A 21585-nucleotide genomic window follows, 5' to 3' on the forward strand; every position below is an offset into this window, starting at 1 on the left:
CCAGGTTCCGGGCCAGGCAGTTGCTGCGGCTGCCCCCAGGGCGACCGAGCCGACCGCGGCGCCGTCGAAGCCGTCCGGTCCGTGTCCCCACGACGAGGCGCACCGCCCAGTGGAGGGTCTGCGCCATGTGGCGTAGCGGCTCACCGGTCCGACTGCCGCAAGGCGCAGCCGTCACACGTCATCGACGCCCGGTCGAAGTGGCGGTCCCAGGCTGCCACAGGCATGGTGAGAAGGGGATGCCGAGCGCGACCGGGCAGGTGCGTGATGAGTGACGAAGCGACGTCAGTTCCGCGGATTGTGGTGGGTGTCGACGGCTCCGAACCCTCAAAGGCAGCCCTGCGGTGGGCAGTCAGCCAGGCAAGGCTGACGGGCGGCGTGGTCGACGCCGTCATCGCCTGGGACTTTCCGACGCCCTGGTTCGGCCTGACCCCGCCCACGGACACGGATCCGACCGACTACCAGAAGCAGGCACGCAAGATCCTCGACCAGGCGATCGACGAAGCCCTCGGCCCGGGCCCGGGACGGCCCGTCGACCTCCGCCCTGTCTCAGCTCACGGACACCCGGCCGCCGTCCTGCTTGATGCCGCCGAGGGAGCGCAGCTGCTGGTCGTAGGCAACCGAGGGCGCGGCGGATTCAGCGAGGCACTGCTGGGGTCGGTCGGTCAGCACTGCGTGCAGCACGCCCCGTGCCCCGTCGTCGTGGTCCGTGGTCGCGGCCACGGAGCCTGAACGGCGCGGCGACGCGCGCGACCACGACGACGGGAGGGCAGCTCGGGACTCTGTCGGTCGGGGAACTCATCGATGACGACAGGCACAGGTCGGCCTCGGTCACCCAGCGCGAGCAGCGCGTAGACGGCATGCTCCTGCCGCCGAACGCCCCGGCCCACGGCATCCGAGCCGTGCCGGTACGAGGTCGCAGACCGGGCGGCCGTCGCGCATGATGGAACGGAGGGACATGGCTCTTCGAGTTCAAATCCGCGGAGGTGAGCCGCATGACTCTGCCCGTACGACACAGGCACGGCAGCCTGCGGGAGCGGGCCTACCCCTGGCGCGAGCCGATGGCCGCCGAGTTCGACGAACTCTTCGAGCGGATGAACCGGTTTCTGGAGTCCGCCGCTCCGTCCTGGACCGAGCCCATGGCCTGGGCGCCGTTGGCCGACCTGAGCGAGACCGACGAGGCCTACAAGGTCGAATGCGAACTGCCCGGCATCAAGCGCGAGGACGTGGACGTGGAGGTCGGCGGACGGGAACTCCACATCACCGGGGAGCTGAAGGAAGGCGAACGGGAAGGAGTCCTGCGCCGCGGCACGCGCCGCACCGGGCGATTCGAGTACCGGGCGCTCCTGCCCACCGAGGTGAAAGCCGAGAACGTCCACGCCAATCTCGCCGACGGCATCCTCACCGTCACCGTCCCCAAGTCTCAGGCAGCCAAGCCCCACCACGTCGAGATCGAGGGCTGAACCATCGCTCCTGCCCGGGCACGTTCGACGGGTGCGGACGGCCGGCCCTCGATCCGCACCCGTACGGCCACGTTCCGGCAGAAAGGTGGCACGAGAACGTGGTGGGACACGGGCCGCACGTCCCGGCACCCTGCAACAACGCCCCGTCCACGATGACCGGCAGACGCGGAACGCATGCCCGGCCGGCCGTCTCTCGGGTCGAGGTGTCCGAGCACCATGACCGGTGTCGGGCCCGGACAGTCTCCGCGAGGTCACCGGAGCCTTCCGCACACCGGTGATCTTCGGGTCGAGGCGTGGGCGCGGACGCGCGAGGAATGCATCGTCGAGGCAGTGCGCGGCATGGTCGGCAGCTTCGCCGAACTGCCCCCAGGTGCTTCCGTGGTCACCCGGGAGTGCGTGGTGTCGGGCGACGACGACGGCCGGATCCTGGCTGCCGTGCTCGAGGAAGTCATCTACCGTATGGACGCTGCGGACGAGCTTCCTGCGGACACCACGGTGACGCCGGAGCCGGGCGGGGTACGAGTGCGATTCGGCATGGCCGACAGTTCGACGGCCACGCAGACCGGGGCCGTACCCAAGGCGGTCGCGTGGCACGGCCTGCGGCTGGGCAGGGATGCGCACGGGTGGGCCTGCCAGGTGACGCTGGATGTGTGATGTCCGTCCCGGCGCCCCGCGCCGGAACGGCTCGCCGAGGAGGCCGAACCGACATGGACATCCGGCTGGTGGCGGAGGGACCCTGGCGGTTCCGCATCGAGCAGACCGGCGCCATGCGTGCACCCGGCGTTGTCCTCTCGCCACGGGAGCTGCTGCCGGACGAGCCCGGCGACCAAGCCCTTCAGCAGGTGGCCAATGTGGCCACGCTGCCGGGCATCGTACGCGCCTCGTACGCCATGCCCGACATCCACTGGGGCTACGGCTTTCCGATCGGCGGCGTGGCCGCGACCGACATCGCCCACGGCGGGGTCATCTCGCCCGGAGGCGTGGGCTTCGACATCTCCTGCGGGGTACGCCTGCTCACCGCGCACGTGGACCGCACCGCCCTGCTGCCGAAGCTCCCCGCGCTGATGGACCGCCTGGACGTGATGATCCCGCGCGGGCTCGGGCGCGGCGGACTGTGGCACCTGGCGAGCCGGGCGCAACTGCACGAAATCCTGTGCGGCGGGGCCCGGTACGCCGTGGCGCGGGGCCACGGCGTGCCACGCGACCTGGAGCGGTGCGAGGCCGGCGGAGCTGTCGACGACGCCGATGTCACCCAGGTCGGGGAACGTGCGCTGGAGCGCGGCGCCGGGCAGGTCGGCAGCCTGGGGTCGGCCAACCACTTTCTGGAGGTCCAGGCGGTCGACGCCGTCTACGACGAGCCGTGCGCGCGAGCGTTCGGCCTGCGCCCCGGTCTGGTGTGCGTCATGATCCACTGTGGCTCGCGCGGTCTGGGCCACCAGATCTGCGCCGACCACGTGCGGGCCATGGACACCGTGATGCGCCGGTACGGCATCGAGGTACCCGACCCGCAACTCGCCTGCGTTCCCGTCGACTCGCCCGAAGGCCGCGCCTACCTGGGTGCGATGGCCGCGGCCGCGAACTTCGCCCGCGCCAACCGCCAGCTGCTGGCCGAAGCCGCCCGCAGCGTCTTCCTCGAGGCCACCAGCACAGGCCTGGACCTGCTCTACGACGTCTCGCACAACCTCGCCGAAGTGGAACGCCACACCGGCGACGATGCCGCCCAGCACCTGCTGTGCATCCACCGCAAAGGCGCTACCCGGGCCCTGCCACCGGGCCACCCCGACCTGCCGGACGCACTCCGCGCCTCGGGTCAGCCGGTGTTCGTGCCCGGCACAATGGGCACCGGCTCGTACGTCATGGCCGGCAGCACCGGCAACCGGGCGTTCGACTCCTGCTGCCACGGCGCGGGCCGCGTCTGGAGCCGACACCGCGCGCACCGCGAGATGTCCGCCGGGCAGTTGCGCCGGGAGCTGGTCGACGCGGGGGTCGCCGTGCGCCCCGCCTCCTGGAGGAGCATCACCGAGGAGGCACCGGAGGCGTACAAGGATGTCGACGCCGTCGTCCGGGCGAGCGAACACAACAACCTGGGCCGCCTTGTCGCCCGCCTGGTGCCGCTGGGCGTCCTCAAAGGCTGAGAACCCCCCGAACGGTGCGCCGTCCGAGCAGTGCGGGTGGGTCGGTGATGAGCAGGCGCCGGATCGGGAGGTGACCGAGTCCGTCTTCAGTGCGCGGTCGTGCCCGCGCACCACGGATTGGTCCACGTCCGTCATGCGCGGCACCAGCCCGCGTTCGGCGGCCAGACGCCGCAGCGCGGAGCGGAGTTCGGCGTACTCGTCGGTGACGAGCCAGGCATCCAGCCGGCCGTCGTTGATCTGAGCCGTCCGGCCAGGTACCGGGGCCGTTCGGCCCAGTGCGGGCGGGGCGGACCCGACAGAGGGTCGAAGAAGGCCCGCAGGAAGGAGGGGCCGGCATGCGGTGGGAGACCGTCCGGAAGGACACCATGCCCCGGGTTGCCCCCAATCTCGGCGACTACGACAAGGAGTGTGCGGACTTCTCGTGGTCGAAGGCGCGAGCCAGGCTGCGGGGGCTGCCAGGCGGGCGGGGACTGAACATCGCGCACGAGGCCGTGGACCGGCACGCGGCACCGGCCGGCGCGAACGCGGTCGCCCTGCGCTGTGTCGCGCGGGACGACTCCGTGAACTGTGTGACCTACGGGGACCTGGCACGTGCCACGTCGAGATTCGCCAACGTGCTCCGTACGCTCGGGATCGGCCGGGGCGACCGGGTGGTGACGCTGCTGGGGCGGTGCCCCGAGTTGTACACCGTGGTCCTCGGCACGCTGAAGAACACCAGTGTCCTGTGCCCGTTGTTCTCCGCCTTCGGACCGGACCCGGTGGCTCAGCGGCTGCGGCTGAGTGATGCCCGGGTCCTGGTCACCACGTCGGAGCTGTATCGCAGGAAGGTCGCCGGACTGCATGAGGCGCTGCCGGGTCTGCGTCACGTACTGATCGTCGGCGAGGGTGCGGACGACCTGCCCGGCACCCTGTCCCTCGCCGCGCTCATGGCCGACGCCCCCGACACCTTCACCATCCCGCCGACCTCGCCGCGCGACATGGCCCTGCTGCACTTCACCAGCGGCACGACCGGCAGCCCCAAGGGCGCGGTGCACGTGCACGAAGCGGCCGTCGCCCACTACACGACCGCGCTGTACGCCCTCGACCTCCACCAGGACGACGTGTTCTGGTGCACTGCGGACCCGGGCTGGGTCACCGGCACGTCCTACGGGATCGTCGCCCCGCTCATGCACGGTGTGACGGTGGTGGTGGACGAAGGCGACTACGACGCTCGCCGTTGGTACCGGATCCTCGCCGAGCAGCGGGTGAGCGTCTGGTACACCGCGCCGACGGCCCTGCGCATGCTGATGCGGACGACGCCGAGGACCGGGCCGTACGACCTGCCCCGCTCGTACGACCTGAGCGCGCTGCGGTTCATCGCGTCGGTCGGTGAGCCGCTCAATCCGGAGGCGGTGGTGTGGGGGCGGGACGTGCTCGGACTGCCGGTGCATGACAACTGGTGGCAGACCGAGACCGGCGCCATCATGATCGCCAACTTCGCCGCATGCGACATCCGTCCCGGCTCGATGGGGCGCCCGCTGCCCGGGGTGGAGGCGGCGGTGCTGCGGCGCGGCCCGGACGGCCGTGCCGAGGTCACCGACGGACATGTCACTGCCCTGGAGGAGCCCGGGGTGGAGGGCGAGCTGGCGCTCCGGCCCGGATGGCCGTCCATGTTCCGCGGGTATCTGAACGACGAGCAGCGCACCGCCGCCGCCTTCGCGGACGGCTGGTACCTCAGCGGCGACCTGGTACGACGTGACGCGGACGGCTGGTACTGGTTCGTCGGGCGTGCCGACGACGTCATCAAGTCGGCGGGACATCTCATCGGGCCGTTCGAGGTCGAGAGCGCCCTGATGGAGCATCCGGCGGTCGCCGAGGCAGGGGTCATCGGCCGCCCCGACCCCGTGGCCGGGAACATCGTGAAGGCCTTCGTCGCGCTGCGGCCGGGCTTCGACGCGACGACCGCGACGCGACGGGACCTGCTGGCTTTCGCCAGGCGCCGACTGGGTCCGGCCGTGGCGCCCCGCGACATCGCCTTCGACCAGCACCTGCCGCACACCCGCAGCGGCAAGGTCATGCGGCGCCTCCTGCGGGCACGGGAACTCGGCCTGCCGGAGGGCGACATCTCCACGCTGGAGGACTCCTCGGAGAGGACGGAACAGTCGGCATGAGCACCACCCGCACGCCGCGCGCGCCACGGCCCGCCCCTCGTCCGAACCGTCAGGCCGCGCACCGGCTGGCCTTGCTGGAGTCGATGCTGCGCGTCCGCCGGTTCGAGGAACGCTGCGTGGAGTTGTACAGCGCGGCGCGCATCCGGGGCTTCATGCACCTCTACATCGGTGAGGAGGCCGTGGCCGTCGGCGTCAACGAGGCGCTCACGGACGACGACGCGGTCGTGTCGACGTACCGCGAACACGGGCACGCACTCGCCCGCGGGGTTCCGGCCGAGGCGATCATGGCGGAGATGTTCGGCAAGGTCACCGGCTGCAGCCACGGCCGTGGCGGCTCCATGCACCTGTTCGACGCCGGCCGCCGCTTCTACGGCGGCAACGCGATCGTCGGCGGCGGGCTGCCTCTGGCAGCCGGCCTCGCCCTCACCGACCGCATGACCGGTCACAACCGTGTCACCTGCTGTTTCTTCGGCGACGGTGCCTTCGCGGAGGGTGAGTTCCACGAGACCGCCAACCTTGCCGCGCTGTGGGGACTGCCCCTGCTGCTGGTCTGCGAGAACAACCTGTACGCGATGGGCACGGCCCTGGCCCGTCACCAGGCCCGCACCGATCTCGCGCTGCGTGCCGCCGGGTACGGCATGGTCTCCTGGGCAGTCGACGGCATGGACGTCTTCGCCGTCGAGGACGCCGCCCGGCGGGCGTCCGAAGGGATACGTGCCGGAACCGGACCGCACTTCCTGGAGATGCGGACCTACCGATTCCGCGCCCATTCCATGTACGACCCCGACCGCTACCGCGACAAGGCCGAGATCGAGCACTGGAAGGAACGCGACCCGGTCGAAGGGCTCGCCCGCCGGCTGCGTGAGGCGAAGGAGCTGTCCGACAGGGCCCGCACCGCCCTGGAGGACCGCTTGGCCGCCGAGATCGACCGTGCTGTCGAGACGGCCGAACAGGCTCCCGAGGAACCTGTCGAGGATCTGCTGAAGTACGTGACCAGCCCGGTGGAGGCGAGTCGGCCATGACAGCGACCCGCACGCGTACCGCCAAGTCCGCCACGCCCTCGGACCGCAGGACGACCTATCGGGAGGCGATGCGCGAGGCCCTGCGGGAGGCGCTGCGCAACGACGAGCGAGTGTTCTTGATGGGTGAGGACGTGGGCCGGTACGGCGGCTGCTTCGGTGTCAGCCTCGGCCTGCTGGAGGAGTTCGGGCCCGAGCGGATCCGTGACGCCCCGTTGTCCGAGTCGGCGTTCGTGGGCGCCGGCATCGGTGCGGCCCTGGGCGGCATGCGGCCGATCGTCGAGATCATGACGGTCAACTTCAGCCTGCTGGCCCTGGACCAGATCCTCAACAACGCGGCGACCCTGCTGCACATGTCCGGTGGCCAGCTTCCCGTTCCGATCGTGATCCGGATGACCACGGGCGCGGGACGGCAGCTCGCGGCCCAGCACTCGCACAGCCTGGAGGGCTGGTACGCGCACATCCCCGGCCTGCGTGTACTGGCCCCGGCGACCCTCACCGACGCCCGGTACATGCTGGCCCCCGCACTCGCCGACCCCGACCCCGCGCTGATCTTCGAGCACGGCAGCCTGTACAACGTCTCCGGTGACCTGCCCGCCGACGCGGGACCGGTCGACATCGACCACGCGAGCGTCCGCCGACCGGGCACGGACGTCTCCCTGATCACCTACGGCGGCTCACTGCCCAAGGCACTGGCCGCCGCGGAAGATCTCGCCGGCGACGGCATCAGCGCCGAGGTCGTCGACCTGCGTACCCTGCGCCCACTGGACGACGCCACCATCGGCGAGTCGGTGGCGCGCACACATCGCGCCGTCGTCATCGACGAGGGCTGGCGGACCGGGAGCCTCGCCGCGGAGATCTCGGCGCGCCTCACCGAACAGCACTTCTACGACCTCGACGCCCCCGTCGAACGGGTGTGCAGCGCCGAAGTTCCCGTGCCGTACGCGCGCAGGCTGGAGGAGGCCGCGCTGCCGCAGGTCGGCAGAATCGTCGCAGCCGCGCGTCGCACGGTCGGCGAGCCCGTGCCGGCCGGAGCCGACGAGGCGCGATGGCAGTCGGTCACCGGGAGGTCGGGTTGAGATGGCCGCGTTCACCATGCCCTCACTCGGTGCGGACATGGACGAGGGAGTGCTGCAGGAGTGGCTCGTGACCCCGGGGGACCAGGTCCACAAGGGCGACGTCGTGGCGGTCGTGGAGACCGAGAAGGCGGCGATCGAGGTCGAGTGCTTCGAGTCCGGGACCGTGGGACGGCTGCTCGTTGCGCCAGGGACCCGGGTGGCGGTGGGGACACCGCTCGCGGTGATCGAAGGCGCGGCCGCGCCCACCGTACGGGTGGGGGCCCCCGAGGCGCCGGCGACGTCAGGGGCCGACACGGTCCCGCCCATGGCCGCCGAGCCGGTCGGGGCGCGTCTCCCGCAGAAGACCCCCACGCGCGCGGACACCGCCGGAGAACCGGTCTCACGGCACGAACGCCCGGAACCCCCGCGAAAGGTGGCCCGGGAGTCCAGGCCCGTCCACGAGCCGGTGCGCACGGAATCCCGCGAGGAGCCGGCCAGGCAGCCCGTACGCTCGACAGGAAGTTCTGCCTCACAACCACCGCGGGAGCTGTGTGCCGGCGGCGACTCGGTCATCGGGGCCGGGCCCCTCGTGCGGCATCTGGCGGCGCTGCGGGGCATCGACCTCACGGTCCTGCACGGCACCGGGCCCGGTGGACGGATCACTCGTACCGACGTGGAGCACGCCTCGCCGATGCGCGCCCCCAGGGTACGGGCCACCCCGTACGCACGGCGGCTCGCCGGTGATCTCGGCATTGATCTCACGGCGGTACAGGGCACCGGGGACGGCGGAGCGGTTCGAGCGGTGGACGTACGCGCGGCCGTACGCGCAGGCACCCGGAGGCCCAAGGGGAATGGACCCGAGCAGCCGGCTCAGCGCCGACGGGACGGCGACCAGCGCACGCACACGACCGTACCGACCGGCATCGGCCCGGAACAGCGCACGGACGCCATGCGCCGTGCCATCGCCGACCTCATGAGCCGCTCCAAACGGGAGATCCCGCACTACTACCTGTGCACCACCATCGACCTCAAGGCGGCCGAGGACTGGCTGCGCCGCATCAACCGCGCTCGTCCGCCTGCCGGCCGCCTCGCGGCGGCGGCCCTGCTGCTGAAGGCCGCCGCGGCGGCGACGCATGAGGTCCCGGGTCTCAACGGCTACTGGCAGAACGACAGGTTCGTCCCCGGTTCCGAGGTCAACCTGGGGATCGCGGTGTCACTCCGGCACGGCGGACTGCTCGCGCCGGTCATCCACCGCGCCGACACACTGCCGCCCGACGCTCTGATGGCCAGTCTCAAGGATCTGGTCCAGCGCGCCCGCCGGGGACGGTTGCGTGGCAGCGAGACGACCGGGGCCACCCTGACCGTCACCAGCCTGGGCGACCTCGGCGTGGAGACGGTGTTCGGTGTCATCCATCCGCCTCAGGTGGCCCTGGTCGGCTTCGGCGCGGTTGTCGAGCGGCCCTGGGCCTCGGATGGCATGCTCGGCGTGCGTCCGGTGGTGACGGCGACCCTGGCCGCCGACCACCGGGCCACGGACGGTGCCGTAGGGGCACGCTACCTGACGGCGATCGACCGACTGCTGCAGGCACCGGAGGAGTTGTGAGTCGGATGAAGCCCCTGGACAACGCGGAGGCCAGGACCGTGGTCGAGGAGTCGATCAGCCGGATCGTTCCTGACGCGGACTTCAGCCTGGTCGGACCGGACGACAAATTCCGTGACGTGCTCGAACTGGACTCGCTCGACTTCCTCAGCCTGGTGGAGCTGCTGTCCGAGCGCACGGGAATCCGGATCGACGAGGAGGACTACCCGGAACTGACCACCCTGTCCGACGCCACGAGGTTCCTGGTCGACCGGACGAGGGACGAGGCCGGCCCAGCCTCTTGATCGTCCGGCGTCAATACCCGTTGAGCGGTCGAGTCCGGCGGAGGAGTCCGGGACGGATCCCGGCTCGCCGAACTCGAGCCAGTTGAAGTTCACGGGGCACGGACGGCACGCCTCACCTGTTTCGCCACGAACACCACGAGTCGGCCGATCGCCGAGCTGGAAGTCCGCCACCGCCTGTGGGCCCGGGCCGAGGGCCGCCGGCGCTCACCTGACCATCGGTCAGGTCCCGGTCCCTCTGCCGCCCCGACTGGCCCGCCTCATCAGTCGTGCCAGCAATGCTGCTTTTGTGCCAACGATAAAGCCCGGTCACAGAGCGGGCGGTGGCCGAGTTCCCGCCCTACGCGGAGTACCAGGAGAAGACCTCCTTAAAGATCCCGGTCTTCGTGCTGGAACCGGACGCCGAGAACTGAGCCGCGCGGGAAATTCCGGCCGGTAGGCATGAGCCCGTCCCGTCCGGGCATGCGTGTGTCAGGCCCCGCCGCGCTCCCCCGTCGCGGCGGGGCCCCTTCGTGCCCGCACCCGGTCCGCCGTGGCTCACTCCGTGCCGCGGACGGATTTCGGGGAACGTGTTCACCAGGACATCCGTGGAGCAGGCCGAGCAGGCCGAGCAGGGAGGACACATGAGCGGCGGGGGCGAGGGCAACAGCGCCTACGGTCACAAGGCCTTCAAACGGTCCAGGAGTCATTTCGCGGACCGGATCACCGCCGACGGGCGCGACGGCCGGCCGGTGGAGGCCGGACGGTACCGGCTGGTGGTCAGCCGTGCCTGCCCGTGGGCGAGCAGGGCACTGGTCTCACGGCGGCTGCTGGGGCTGGAGGACGCCCTGTCCCTGGCCGTCGTGGATCCGATCCAGGACGACCGGAGCTGGCGTTTCACGCTGGACGCCGACGGCCGGGATCCCGTGCTCGGTATCCGCTTCCTCAGCGAGGCCTACGACCGGCGGGAGACCGGCTACCCGGGCGGGGTGAGCGTGCCCGCGGTGGTCGACGTGCCCAGCGGTGAGCTGGTCACCAACGACTACCAGCAGATCACGCTCGATCTCGCCACCGAGTGGAGCGCGCTGCACCGGCCCGGCGCTCCGGACCTGTATCCGCGGGCCCGGCGCGACGAGATCGACACGGTGATGGCGGAGGTCTACGAGGACGTCAACAACGGCGTGTACCGGGCGGGCTTCGCCACGAACCAGGAGGAGTACGAAGCGGCCTGCGAGGGTGTGTTCCGGCGGCTGGAGCTGCTGGAGTCCCGTCTGGCCGGGCAGCGTTACCTCGTGGGCGACACGATCACCGAGGCGGACATCCGGCTGTTCACCACGCTGGTCCGGTTCGACGCCGTCTACCACGGCCACTTCAAGTGCAACCGCTGGAAGCTCGCCGAGAACCCGGTGCTGTGGGCGTACGCCCGAGACCTGTACCAGACGCCCGGCTTCGGGGACACGGTCGACTTCGACCACATCAAGCGGCACTACTACCAGGTGCACTCGGGCATCAACCCGACCCGGATCGTGCCCCTCGGCCCCGACCTGTCCGGATGGCTGAGTCCGCACCACCGCGAGGAGCTCGGCGGGCGCCCCTTCGGCGACGGGACCCCGCCGGGTCCCGTACCGCCCGGTGAGGAGGTACCGCCGCAGGGCCGGCCCTGACGACGGCCCGCCCCGAGAGCCCCGCCCCCGTACCGGCAAAGGAGACACCGATGGCCAAGAAGAAGCTCAAGCTCCCGCTCGCCTACCGGCCCGTCGGCCTCGTGCTGGGCTGGGCCGGCGGCGCGCTGGCGAGCCTGGCGTTCCGCGTGACGTGGAAGGCCGTCCGCCACGAGGACCAGGCGCCCGAGCCGCTCGACGAGAACCGCCGCTGGGGGGAGATCCTGCTCGCGGCGGCCGTGCAGGGCGCCATCTTCGCCGTCGTGCGCAGCGCCGTCGACCGGGCGGGTGCCACCGCCGTCGAACGCTCGATCGGCGTCTGGCCCGCCAAGGTCAGGGACGACCACGACTGACCCGCCGCTCCGTGGAACCCCGGCCACCCGGCCCGCCGCGGACCGCGACCGGCGCCGCGCCCCCGGCACGGCGGCCGGCCGTCACCGCCCGCCCGGCCCGGCGCCGGGTGGGGTCAGCCCTGCTTGGGTCCCACCTCGGGAACGCGGCGGAGGGTGAAGGTGTGGCCGGCCGGGTCGGAGCAGCCGCGCTCCTCGTACGGGCCGGGGGCGTCCTTGGCTTCGAGCGGGCGGCCGCCCAGTTCGACGACCCGGCGTTCGGCCGCGTCCAGGTCGTCCACCAGGAAGTCCAGGTGGATCTGGAGCGAGTTCTCCGGACGCGGCCAGCTCGGCGGTGTCGCGCCCGCGTCACGGCGGAAGGCGAGCCGCAGTCCGTCGGCGGCCCTGATCTGCACCAGGTTCGCGGTCACGTCCGTCTCCCGCGCCTGGAGCAACTCCTTGTAGAACACGGCGAGTTTCTCGGGCTCGGCGCAGTCGAGCACCACGACGCCCGCGTTCACCAGTGGCATGTCTCCTCCGTAGGGTCCGGCGGCGGGACGTGAGTGTCCAGCCGCTCTCTTTCCCGGATATCCCGGCCCCGCGGATTCAGGCCCGCGCGGAGGGCGAACGCCGGCCGACCCGACCGCCCGCCAGGTCCGGGCAGTGGCAGGAGAGTCCGGGCCGCGGGACGCGCCGCCGGATGAGCGGGCGGGCGCGGGCGGACTGGTTCACCATGAACGGCATGGAGGCGAACGGCATGGAGACGAACGGCACGGCGACGATGCGCGCGATCAGTCAGGACGTCCTCGGCGGCCCCGAGGTGCTGCGGGAAGTCGAACTGGAGCGGCCCGTGCCCAGGGCCAACGAGGTGCTGGTGCGGGTGCGGGCCGCCGGGCTGAACCCCACGGACTGGAAACACCGGGCCGGCGGTCTCTTTCTGGGCGAACCGCCGTTCGTACTGGGCTGGGACGTCTCCGGGGTGGTCGAGGCGACGGGCGTCGGCGCCTCCCTCTTCCGGCCCGGTGACGAGGTCTTCGGCATGCTGTCGTACCCGTTCGGCCACGGCTCGCACGCCGAGTACGTGACCGCCCCGGCCCGGGTCTTCGCGCCGAAGCCGGCCGGGATCGACCACATCCAGGCGGGCGCGCTGCCGCTGGTGTCGCTGACCGCGTGGCAGGCGCTGGTGGAGCGGGCGGACCTCCGGGCGGGGCAGCGGGTGCTGGTCCACGCGGCCGCCGGCGGGGTCGGCCATGTGGCCGTGCAGATCGCCAAGGCGCGCGGCGCGTACGTCTTCGGCACCGCGAGCGCCGGCAAGCACGACTTCCTGCGCGGCATCGGCGTGGACGAGCCGGTCGACTACCACTCCACCGACTTCACCGAGGCGGCACGGGACGTCGACGTCGTACTGGACCCCATCGGCGGGGAGACCTCGCTCCGTTCGCTGCGGGTCCTGCGGCCCGGCGGGATCGTGGTGTCGATCGTGCCGGTCGGCTCCGACGACCTCTACCGCGAGGCCGAGCGGCTCGGCGTGCGGGCGGTCCGGATGCTCGTCGACGCCGACCACCACGGCATGCGTCGGATCGCGCGGCTCGTCGACGAGGGCGGGCTGCGCGCCACGATCGCCGGGACCTTCCCACTGTCCGAGGCCGCCAGGGCGCACGAGGCCGGCGAAACCGGCCGGACCACGGGCAAGCTGGTCCTGATGATGGACTGACGCCCGGCGTCCGGGCACAGCGGTCCGGCGGCGAACCTGATCAGGCCGAACCGGCGGCGCGCCCGGTCACACCGAGCCGGACGCTGCCCCGTGCTGTTCCAGGGCCGCCTGAAGCGTCGGCTGCGGCGGCAGCAGCCGGGACAGGCCGGTCACCCTCAGGATGCGGAGGGTCAGCGGGTGCGTGCACACGAGGTGCAGCTCCCCGCCGTGGTCGAGGACCCGGCCGCGGGCCCGGTAGAGCAGGCGCAGCCCCGAGCAGTCGAAGAAGTCCACCCGGCTCAGGTCGATCACGATTCTGGCCCCGGGCGGCGCGGTGGCCCGGTCGATGTGGGGGCGATCTGCGCCTCGGCGGCGATGTCGATCTCGCCTCGGAACTCGAGCACCGTGTGCCCTCGGTCCCGGTGGACACGCAGATGCCGGGTGAACGACGGCGCAGGTTCCTGCTGCACGACGACCTTCCCCTCCAACCGGCTCCTCGTACGACGGGCTCGGAGATCACAGCATCCCCCGGTGTTCGGGGCCCAACACCCCTACCCGTTCAGCAAGTTACCCTCGTAAGAGTGAATTCCAGCATGTTCGGTTGACATATGTCTCCGAATTCCGGCCGCCTGTGGCTACTCCCCGGGCGGCGCGTCGAACAGGGCGCTCACCGACTCGCCGTTGTGGATGCGGCGCACGGCCTCGGCGAGGGCCGGGGCGATGGAGAGGATCCGCAGCTTGTCCTTGTGCTCCCGGTACTCCTCGCCCTCCGCCGGCATCGGCACGGTGTTGGTGCACACGATCTCCAGGACGTCGCTCTGCTCGGTCAGCCGTTTGAGGGCGCCCGCCGCGAACAGGCCGTGGGTGCAGGCGACGCGGATCGAGCGGGGCCCCAACTCGCGCAGTCTGTCGAGTAGTTCCAGCACCGTACTGCCCTTGGCGATCTCGTCGTCCAGCACGATGACGTCCCGCCCGGCCACGTCACCGATGACGGAGCTGATGGTCACCCGGTCGTCGGCGTAGCGCTGCTTGGCCCCGGCGGCCACCCGGGCCCCGATCATGCGGGCGAACGCGGCCGCCTCCTTGGCGTTGCCCAGGTCCGGGGAGACCACGGTGGTGCGGGACAGGTCGTACTGCCGGAAGTGCTCGGCGAGTTCGCGCAGGGCGTGCAGGTGGTCGACGGGCACCGAGAAGAAGCCGTGCACCTGCGGGGCGTGCAGCGTCATCGCCAGGACCCGGCTCGCGCCCGCCGCGACCAGCAGGTCGGCCACCAGCCGGCCGCCCAGCGAGATGCGCGGGGCGTCCTTCTTGTCGGAGCGGGCGTAGGAGTAGTGCGGCATCACGACGGTGATCCGCCCGGCGGACGCGCCGCGGGCGGCGTCGCACATCAGCAGCAGCTCGACGAGGTGCTCCTGCACCGGCTTGACCAGCGGCTGGATGAGGAAGACGTCCCGCTCCCGGCAGTTCGCACGGAGCTGCACCTCCAGGCAGTCGTTGGCGAACCGGCTGACCCGCGCCGGGCTGAGGGGTACGCCCAGATGCGCGCACACCTCAGCCGCCAGGGCGGGGTGGGCACTGCCGCTGAACACCGCGATGTCTCGCACGATCCGCTCCTCGCTGATCATTCCGACTCCCGGCGCATGCTACTGATCGCGCGGTGACGGGCCGCGCCACGCCCGCTGCCGGGGCAAGGGGGACACCCACGCGCCACGACCGCCCCTCGCCGCCCAACCGGCCGGTCTGCCGAAGGATTTGGCGGGCATTCTGAGGAGGGAGGAAGGAGAACCCTGGGATGACCACTGCCCCCGAGCGAGTCACCCGGCGCATGCCGGGCTGGGCGAAGGCGGTGAGTGCCGTCGTGGTGGTACTGGCGCTGCTGTTCGCCGGTGTCGCGCTGGCCGTGCTGCCCGGCATCAAGGACCTGTTCGGCACCGAGACGCACGACCGCTCGGGCCCCGCGCTGCTGAAGTCGATCCAGGACCTGAGCCGCTACGACGCCGCTTCCGGCAACTTCCAGGTCGTCGTGGACCTGGAGAAGGACACCAAGTACCTGCCCGACGCGATCCGCGGCACCCGCACCCTGTACGTCGGGGCCGGCACCGTGGACGCCTACGTGGACCTCGGCGGGCTCGGTGACCAGGACGTGACGGTCGACGGCGACCGCACCACCGCCACCCTGCGGCTGCCGCACGCGCGGCTCGGCCGCCCGGCCCTGGACGCCGACCACTCCTACGCCGTCTCCAAACAGCGCGGTCTGCTCGACCGGCTCGGCGACCTGTTCTCCGACAACCCGAACAGCGAACAGGCCGTACAGCGCCTCGCGGTCGAGCACATCGCCGACGCGGCCAAGGACAGCGGCCTGACGGCCCGCGCCGAGACCAACACCACCGGCATGCTCGAAGGCCTCCTCAAGTCCCTCGGCTTCAAGGAGGTCCACGTCACGTACGGCCCCTGAACGGCCCCGGCCGCCGGGCCGCGCCGGCCGGAGGTTCCGTCACTCCCGCCGCGACTTCGCAAGATGTCGTCCGCACCAGGGACAGAAGTCGATGGTGATACTCGATGTGCCGCCGTCATGGATGATCAGCCCGTAACTCCGGCACTCGGCGCTGTAGTCGATCAGAACATCCGGACAGGCGTAGGGGTCGTCGTGCACGTCGCAGCGCATGTTCACATGACTGCTCATCGCCTCACAGCAGGGTTGTTCAGGCCTCGGTTCTCGTGGAGGGGCGGTCGTCGCCGGCATCGGCGCGCGTCCGATCATCCACGGCCGCGGCGAGGCGTGAGAAATCCGTCCTGTGCGATGTCCAGTTGGACGATGTCGTCGACCGGCCGTCCGAGACCCGTCCCATGGCGTGGGGCCGCCGCGGGCAGGGTGGGGCATCCTCCGTCGGTTCGCGGGTAACAGGGTGGTCTGGCAAGGGAGTTGGCGTCCGGGAGGAGTGGCATGGGCCGGGTGGCGTTCAGTCCGCGTACCGTTTTCCGCCCGCGCGGGGCGAGGGGCCGGGCCAAGGCCGACGGGCGGCCGGGCGGCGGGGTCCGGCGGCCCGCGCCCTGGCCGGTGCGGTTGCTGGCGATGCTGTGCGCCTTCGCCTTCATGGTGGCGTTCGCCGTCGTCCTGGCGAAGCTCACGCTGGAGCCGTCGCCCGCGTCGGCGTCCATCGCGCACAGCAATCTGCGCCCGGGAAGCTCGCTCCGGGCCTATCTGGAGGGGGCGCAGGCACGGGAGGCGGTCAAGCAGCTCGGCGGGAACGTGCTGCTCGGCGTGCCGTTCGGCGTGCTGGTACCGGTCGTGGCGCCGGGGGCGCGCAAAGTCCTGCCGGTGCTGCTGCTCACCGCGACGGTGATGCTGCTGGTGGAGTTCGCGCAGGGCGCGCTGATCACCGGGCGGGCCTTCGACATCGACGACGTCATCCTCAACACCTCGGGCGCGCTGCTCGGTTGGTTGCTCCTGGGCCGGCGCATGGGCCGGGCCGTGCACGCGCGCAAGCCGCGTGAGTGATGGCCGGAATTGGTCCGTACCATGTATTGACGCTCCCTTATCTCACTCCTTGAATCAAGGGCGACACATTCACCCCCCCACAACGGTCGGCGGCCCGGGCCCGGGCTGCCGCACGGAAGGGAGAGCCGTGGCCAGTCCACGCCTGCTCCGCAGATGTCTGTTCGCCGCCCTGTCCGCCGTCCTTGCCGGTTCCGCGGCCATCGGCCCGGCACAGGCCGACTCCCCGACGGCCGCCACCCCCACGGCGGCCACCCCGAAGGTGGCCGCCGCCGTCACGTTCTCCGACAACTTCGACGGTCCCGCCGGCGCGTCCGTCGACTCCTCCAAGTGGCAGATCGAGACCGGCGACAACGTCAACAACCACGAGCGGCAGTACTACACGTCGGGCAACAAGAACGCGGCCCTGGACGGCCAGGGCCACCTGGTCATCACCGCGCGTCGGGAGAATCCTTCCAACTACCAGTGCTGGTACGGCACATGCCAGTACACCTCGGCCCGGCTGAACACCTCCGGGAAGTTCTCCGCGCAGTACGGGCACGTGGAGGCCCGGATGAAGATCCCGCGGGGGCAGGGCATGTGGCCCGCGTTCTGGATGCTCGGGACGCCGGTCAACTGGCCGGACTCCGGTGAGATCGACATCATGGAGAACGTCGGTTTCGAGCCGTCCACCGTCCACGGCACGATCCACGGCCCCGGCTACTCCGGCTCGGGCGGCATCGGCGCGGGCTACACGCTGCCGAACGGGCAGGCCTTCGCGGACGCCTTCCACACCTTCGCCGTCGACTGGGCGCCGAACTCGATCACCTGGTCCGTGGACGGCAACGTCTACCAGCGGCGTACGCCTGCCGACCTCGGCGGCAGGACGTGGGTGTTCAACAAGCCGTTCTTCCTGATCCTGAACCTGGCCGTGGGCGGTTACTGGCCGGGCGACCCGGACGGCTCCACCTCCTTCCCGCAGCAGCTCGTGGTCGACTCGGTCTCGGTGACCACCAGTGACACGGCCGGCGGCGTCGCGATCCGGGGGCTGGCCGGCAAGTGCGTGGACGTGGCCGCGGCGAACTCCGCCAACGGCACCCCCGTACAGCTCTACGACTGCAACGGCAGCGCCGCCCAGCAGTGGACGGTCGGCTCGGACGGCACCCTGCGCGCGCTCGGCAAGTGCCTCGACGTCACGGACCGCGGCACGGCGGACGGCTCCACGGTCCAGCTCTGGGACTGCGGCGGCGGTGCGAACCAGAAGTGGGTCGTCTCCTCCGCGCACGACATCGTCAACCCGCAGGCGAACAAGTGCCTGGATGTCACCGGCAACAATTCCGCCAACGGCACCAGGCTCCAGATCTGGACCTGCACGGGCGGCGCCAACCAGAAGTGGACGGTGGGCTGAGCCCCGGGGACCGGCACGGCCGGCAGGCGCACGCGGGCCAGGGTCTTTCGTTTGGATCAGGCCGGATCAGGGAGCGGGGTCTGGTGCCGTGCATCGCAAGGCGGAGGAGGGCGGCAGGGCGGAGCCCTGCCAACTGACGACAACGCCGCGAGGCGTGGTGCCAGACCCCGCGAGCCCGGCATGATCCAAACGAAGGGCCCTAGTGCACGGTCCAGGTGAACTTGTCGCCGCCGACCCAGCGGATCACGTCCGGATCGTCGAGGTCGTGGATGCTGATACCGAAGGCGGCGGCGGCTGTGAGTACGTCGACGACGGTCTTCGCCTCACCGACCACCTCGCCGTCGATCTCCACGATCCGGAAGGGCGGACTGCCCGGCTGCACGGCGAGCACGAGGATCCGCGGCCGCGAAATGTAGGGCGTAGCGACTTCGGTCATGTCATCCAGCCTAGAACGCCGACCGCGGCGACGGGCTTTCCGGTGCCGTCGGGCCTCCGCGTGATGCGGTCCCGGCGGCACCGGGGAACCCTGGGGGTGGAGGTGGCGATGGACCCTGTCGAGGCACTGGACCGGATCGCCTTCCTGCTGGAGCGGTCCCTGGCGCCGACCTACCGGGTGCGCGCCTTCCGCACCGCCTCCCGGGTGCTGTCCGGGCTGCCCGGGCAGGAGGTGGCCGAGCGGGCCGCGGCCGGGACGCTCGAGTCGCTCAAGGGCGTCGGCCCGAAGACCGCCCAGGTGGTCCGGGAGGCGCTGACCGGGCAGATGCCCGGTTATCTGCGCAAACTGGAGGACGAGGCCGGCGAACCGCTTACTCAGGGCGGCGAACGGCTGCGGGCGCTGCTGCGCGGTGACTGCCATCTGCACTCCGACTGGTCCGACGGCGGCAGCCCGATCGAGGAGATGGGCCGGACCGCGGCGCGCCTCGGGCACGAGTGGGCGGTGCTGACGGACCACTCGCCGCGGCTGACGGTGGCCCGCGGGCTGTCCGCCGAGCGGCTGCGCGAGCAACTGGACGTGGTCGCGGAGCTGAACCGGACCTGGGCGCCGTTCCGGCTGCTGACCGGCATCGAGTGCGACATCCTGGACGACGGCTCGCTCGACCAGGATCCCGGGCTGCTGGAGCGGCTGGACGTCGTGGTGGTGTCGGTGCACTCCAAACTGCGGATGGACGCCCGGTCGATGACCCGCCGCATGGTGGCCGCCGTACGCGATCCGCACTCCGACGTGCTCGGCCACTGCACCGGGCGGCTGCTGACCGGCCGGGGGCGTCCGGAGTCGGAGTTCGACGCGGACACGGTGTTCGCCGCGTGCGCCGAGACCGGCACGGCCGTGGAGATCAACAGCCGCCCGGAGCGGCTCGACCCGCCGCGGCGGCTGCTGCGCCGGGCCGTCGCCGCCGGTGTGCTGTTCTCCGTCGACACCGACGCCCACGCGCCCGGCCAGCTGGACTGGCAGATCCACGGATGCGCGCGGGCCGAGGAGTGCGGGGTGCCACCGGAGCGCGTGGTGACCACGTGGGCCGGGGACCAGCTGCTGGACTGGGCCCGCGAGCGCCGGACGCCGTGAGGCGTGCCGGGCGGTCCGGGTCCGTGCGGGCCGGGTCCGCGCGGTCCGCGTCGGCCGGCCGGGACCGGGTACTCGGTGGTACGCACTGTCAGCCGTCGCCGAGAGGAGCCGAAGGTGAGCAGCGCTTCGGGCAGCCGGGTCGTCGTCACGGGCGCCACCGGCAATGTCGGCACGAGTGTCGTACGCGTCCTGTCCGAGGATCCGGAGATCGGGTCCATACGAGGACTGGCCCGCCGGATCCCGCAGTGGTCGCCGCCGAAGACGCAGTGGTCGGCGGTGGACGTGTCCTTCGAGCAGTCCGGGCTGGCCGGGGAGTTCGCGGGCGCCGACGCGGTGATCCATCTGGCCTGGGCCTTCCAGCCCACGCACGATCCGGCGGCCACCTGGCGCACCAACGTGCTGGGCAGCATGCGGGTCTTCGAGGCGGTGGCCGCGGCGCGGGTGCCGGTCCTGGTGCACGCCTCATCGGTCGGCGCCTACTCACCGGGGCCGAAGGACCACGCGGTGGACGAGTCGTGGCCGACCCACGGCTGGCCGGACGCCGCGTACTGCCGGGAGAAGGCGTATCTGGAACGGGCCCTGGACACCTTCGAGCGGGACCATCCCGATGTGCGGGTGGTCCGGATGCGCCCGGCCTTCCTGTTCAAGCGGGAGTCGGCGAGCGAGCAGCGGCGGATCTTCGCCGGGCGGTTCCTGCCGGGGCAGCTGGCCCGGCCCGAGCTGATGCCGTTCCTGCCCGACATCCCGGGCCTGCGGGTGCAGGCGCTGCACACGGACGACGCCGCGCGGGCCTACCGGCTGGCGCTCACGCACGAGGTGCGGGGAGCGTTCAATCTGGCCGCCGAGCCGCCGCTGGACGCGCGGGTGCTGGGTGAGCTGCTCGGCTCCCGGCCCGTACGGCTGCCGCGCACCGCCGCCCGTTCGGCGATCGCCGCCGCGTGGGGGCTGCGGCTGCTGCCCGCCTCGCCCCAGTTGTTCGACGCGGTCCTGCACCTGCCCCTGATGGACTGCACCCGGGCGCACGTCGAGCTGGGCTGGCGGCCGGAGCGTACGGCGACCGAGGTCCTCCAGGAGTTCCTCCAGGGGTTGCAGCGGGGCGAGGGCGAGGACACGGAGCCGCTGCGGGGCCGCAAGGTGGGGTGAGCGGCGTGCGGGCCGGCCCCGGGGCTGTCAGCCGTGCGCGCGCAGCGCCCGCATCTGTTCCTCCAGCGGACCGAGTCCGACGTCACGGCGGCGCTCGTCGAGGGTCTGCGGGCGGCGCACGGGGTACGGGCGGAGGGTGGCGGGGTTGATCCGCGTGCCGTAGAACTGCGGCTCGCCCAGTTCCACGGCGCAGTGGTCGGCGATGTAGGCCAGGTGCGCGGCGGGGCAGCGGCCGTCCGCGGTGGCCTGCGCGATCAGATCCCGGCAGCGGAGCCGGAAGTCCAGGTCGGGGGCGTGCAGCAGGATCATCAGCGCGGCCGTCGAGGCGGCCCCGCCCACGGCCTCCACGGTCGGCCAGCCGTGCCGCCGCACGATCATCGCGAGCGCCTCGGCGTTGCCCCGCCGGCACTCCGCCACCTTCCGCCGCCGCTGCGCGGTGGGCGCCGCCCCCGCCTCCCGCGTCACCTCCCGATCAGCCTCGGCCCGGCACACAAGCTCGTCCGCCACAAGAGCGGCAGCCTCCCCGGCCGACGCCGCCACACGATGACCACCGACCGGCACCACGTCCTGCCTGCCCGGCGACACCACACCGCGCCCGCCCGAGCGCGCTGTGCCTCGCCCCACGGGCGG

Annotated in this window: 22 protein-coding genes and 2 pseudogenes; 18 read left to right on the plus strand and 6 right to left on the minus strand. The window is 71.7% G+C overall.

Annotated features, from left to right (window positions below):
• Window positions 1–264 precede the first annotated feature (264 nt).
• The 12 genes and pseudogenes from ACIOWN_RS04620 (at window position 265) to ACIOWN_RS04675 (ending at window position 11696) form a co-directional block, all read left to right on the plus strand.
• On the plus strand, window positions 265–729 hold the full coding sequence (locus ACIOWN_RS04620; RefSeq protein WP_401980365.1) for a universal stress protein: 465 nt from the start codon (window positions 265–267) through the stop codon (window positions 727–729).
• Between the two features lie 263 nt (window positions 730–992).
• Window positions 993–1460, plus strand: a complete 468-nt coding sequence (locus tag ACIOWN_RS04625; protein ID WP_362348472.1) for an Hsp20/alpha crystallin family protein — start codon at window positions 993–995, stop codon at window positions 1458–1460.
• A 216-nt stretch (window positions 1461–1676) separates the two neighbouring features.
• Complete coding sequence (locus ACIOWN_RS04630; RefSeq protein ID WP_401980368.1) at window positions 1677–2114, plus strand: archease; 438 nt, start codon at window positions 1677–1679, stop codon at window positions 2112–2114.
• Window positions 2115–2167: 53 nt separating this feature from the next.
• A complete protein-coding gene (locus ACIOWN_RS04635) occupies window positions 2168–3595 on the plus strand; it encodes an RtcB family protein (RefSeq protein WP_401980370.1) in 1428 nt (475 codons plus the stop codon).
• Window positions 3596–3930: 335 nt separating this feature from the next.
• Complete coding sequence (gene acsA / locus ACIOWN_RS04640; protein ID WP_401980373.1) at window positions 3931–5745, plus strand: acetate--CoA ligase; 1815 nt, start codon at window positions 3931–3933, stop codon at window positions 5743–5745.
• Complete coding sequence (gene pdhA / locus ACIOWN_RS04645) at window positions 5742–6767, plus strand: pyruvate dehydrogenase (acetyl-transferring) E1 component subunit alpha (protein WP_362348466.1); 1026 nt, start codon at window positions 5742–5744, stop codon at window positions 6765–6767. Before acsA ends, pdhA begins: the two co-directional genes overlap by 4 nt.
• Complete coding sequence (locus ACIOWN_RS04650) at window positions 6764–7843, plus strand: alpha-ketoacid dehydrogenase subunit beta (protein ID WP_401980376.1); 1080 nt, start codon at window positions 6764–6766, stop codon at window positions 7841–7843. The genes pdhA and ACIOWN_RS04650 overlap by 4 nt, the downstream gene beginning before the upstream one ends.
• Window position 7844: 1 nt before the next feature.
• Complete coding sequence (locus ACIOWN_RS04655; protein ID WP_362348462.1) at window positions 7845–9425, plus strand: dihydrolipoamide acetyltransferase family protein; 1581 nt, start codon at window positions 7845–7847, stop codon at window positions 9423–9425.
• Window positions 9426–9430: 5 nt separating this feature from the next.
• Window positions 9431–9706 (plus strand): acyl carrier protein, encoded by a 276-nt coding sequence (locus ACIOWN_RS04660; protein WP_362348460.1) that lies wholly within the window; start codon window positions 9431–9433, stop codon window positions 9704–9706.
• A 311-nt stretch (window positions 9707–10017) separates the two neighbouring features.
• Window positions 10018–10116: pseudogene (locus tag ACIOWN_RS04665) on the plus strand (nitroreductase family deazaflavin-dependent oxidoreductase); the annotation flags it as partial.
• Between the two features lie 210 nt (window positions 10117–10326).
• A complete protein-coding gene (locus ACIOWN_RS04670) occupies window positions 10327–11346 on the plus strand; it encodes a glutathione S-transferase C-terminal domain-containing protein (protein WP_362348671.1) in 1020 nt (339 codons plus the stop codon).
• 50 nt (window positions 11347–11396) lie between these two features.
• Complete coding sequence (locus ACIOWN_RS04675) at window positions 11397–11696, plus strand: DUF4235 domain-containing protein (protein ID WP_362348459.1); 300 nt, start codon at window positions 11397–11399, stop codon at window positions 11694–11696.
• A gap of 113 nt (window positions 11697–11809) precedes the next feature.
• On the opposite strand, the gene ACIOWN_RS04680 is transcribed toward ACIOWN_RS04675, so the two are convergent.
• The gene (locus ACIOWN_RS04680; RefSeq protein WP_326805603.1) at window positions 11810–12202 is read right to left on the minus strand and encodes a VOC family protein; all 393 of its coding nucleotides are present in this window, start codon (window positions 12200–12202) and stop codon (window positions 11810–11812) included.
• A gap of 227 nt (window positions 12203–12429) precedes the next feature.
• Between ACIOWN_RS04680 and ACIOWN_RS04685 the strand changes: the two genes are divergently transcribed.
• Window positions 12430–13386: an NADP-dependent oxidoreductase gene (locus ACIOWN_RS04685; RefSeq protein WP_362348669.1), complete on the plus strand. Its 957-nt coding sequence runs from the start codon at window positions 12430–12432 to the stop codon at window positions 13384–13386.
• 66 nt (window positions 13387–13452) lie between these two features.
• Here ACIOWN_RS04685 and ACIOWN_RS04690 read toward each other — a convergent pair.
• Both ACIOWN_RS04690 and ACIOWN_RS04695 read right to left on the minus strand, forming a co-directional pair.
• Window positions 13453–13835 (minus strand): annotated as a pseudogene (locus tag ACIOWN_RS04690) (anti-sigma factor antagonist).
• A 165-nt stretch (window positions 13836–14000) separates the two neighbouring features.
• Window positions 14001–14969 (minus strand): ribose-phosphate diphosphokinase, encoded by a 969-nt coding sequence (locus tag ACIOWN_RS04695; RefSeq protein WP_362348667.1) that lies wholly within the window; start codon window positions 14967–14969, stop codon window positions 14001–14003.
• Between the two features lie 188 nt (window positions 14970–15157).
• Here ACIOWN_RS04695 and ACIOWN_RS04700 point away from each other — a divergent pair, with 188 nt between their 5' ends.
• Window positions 15158–15820: a DUF4230 domain-containing protein gene (locus ACIOWN_RS04700; RefSeq protein WP_362348456.1), complete on the plus strand. Its 663-nt coding sequence runs from the start codon at window positions 15158–15160 to the stop codon at window positions 15818–15820.
• A gap of 39 nt (window positions 15821–15859) precedes the next feature.
• Here ACIOWN_RS04700 and ACIOWN_RS04705 read toward each other — a convergent pair whose 3' ends face one another.
• Window positions 15860–16048 carry a DUF6980 family protein gene (locus ACIOWN_RS04705; protein ID WP_362348455.1) on the minus strand — a complete coding sequence of 63 codons (189 nt, stop codon included), beginning with the start codon at window positions 16046–16048 and terminating at the stop codon, window positions 15860–15862.
• A 261-nt stretch (window positions 16049–16309) separates the two neighbouring features.
• Here ACIOWN_RS04705 and ACIOWN_RS04710 point away from each other — a divergent pair, with 261 nt between their 5' ends.
• Entirely contained in the window at window positions 16310–16864 is a 555-nt protein-coding gene (locus ACIOWN_RS04710; protein WP_362348453.1) for a VanZ family protein, read from the plus strand.
• Between the two features lie 127 nt (window positions 16865–16991).
• A complete protein-coding gene (locus ACIOWN_RS04715) occupies window positions 16992–18248 on the plus strand; it encodes a ricin-type beta-trefoil lectin domain protein (protein ID WP_401980382.1) in 1257 nt (418 codons plus the stop codon).
• Between the two features lie 199 nt (window positions 18249–18447).
• Here the strand turns inward: ACIOWN_RS04715 and ACIOWN_RS04720 are convergent, their stop codons facing one another.
• Window positions 18448–18684 (minus strand): hypothetical protein, encoded by a 237-nt coding sequence (locus ACIOWN_RS04720; protein WP_362348449.1) that lies wholly within the window; start codon window positions 18682–18684, stop codon window positions 18448–18450.
• 108 nt (window positions 18685–18792) lie between these two features.
• Here ACIOWN_RS04720 and ACIOWN_RS04725 point away from each other — a divergent pair, with 108 nt between their 5' ends.
• Entirely contained in the window at window positions 18793–19812 is a 1020-nt protein-coding gene (locus ACIOWN_RS04725) for a PHP domain-containing protein (protein WP_401980386.1), read from the plus strand.
• Window positions 19813–19926: 114 nt separating this feature from the next.
• Window positions 19927–20955 carry an SDR family oxidoreductase gene (locus ACIOWN_RS04730; RefSeq protein ID WP_362348445.1) on the plus strand — a complete coding sequence of 343 codons (1029 nt, stop codon included), beginning with the start codon at window positions 19927–19929 and terminating at the stop codon, window positions 20953–20955.
• A 27-nt stretch (window positions 20956–20982) separates the two neighbouring features.
• Here the strand turns inward: ACIOWN_RS04730 and ACIOWN_RS04735 are convergent, their stop codons facing one another.
• Complete coding sequence (locus ACIOWN_RS04735; protein ID WP_401980389.1) at window positions 20983–21462, minus strand: DUF6624 domain-containing protein; 480 nt, start codon at window positions 21460–21462, stop codon at window positions 20983–20985.
• Between the last annotated feature and the right edge of the window lie 123 nt (window positions 21463–21585).

Origin of the sequence: Streptomyces sp. NPDC087787 (assembly GCF_044743035.1) — a bacterium.
Taxonomy (GTDB): domain Bacteria; phylum Actinomycetota; class Actinomycetes; order Streptomycetales; family Streptomycetaceae; genus Streptomyces.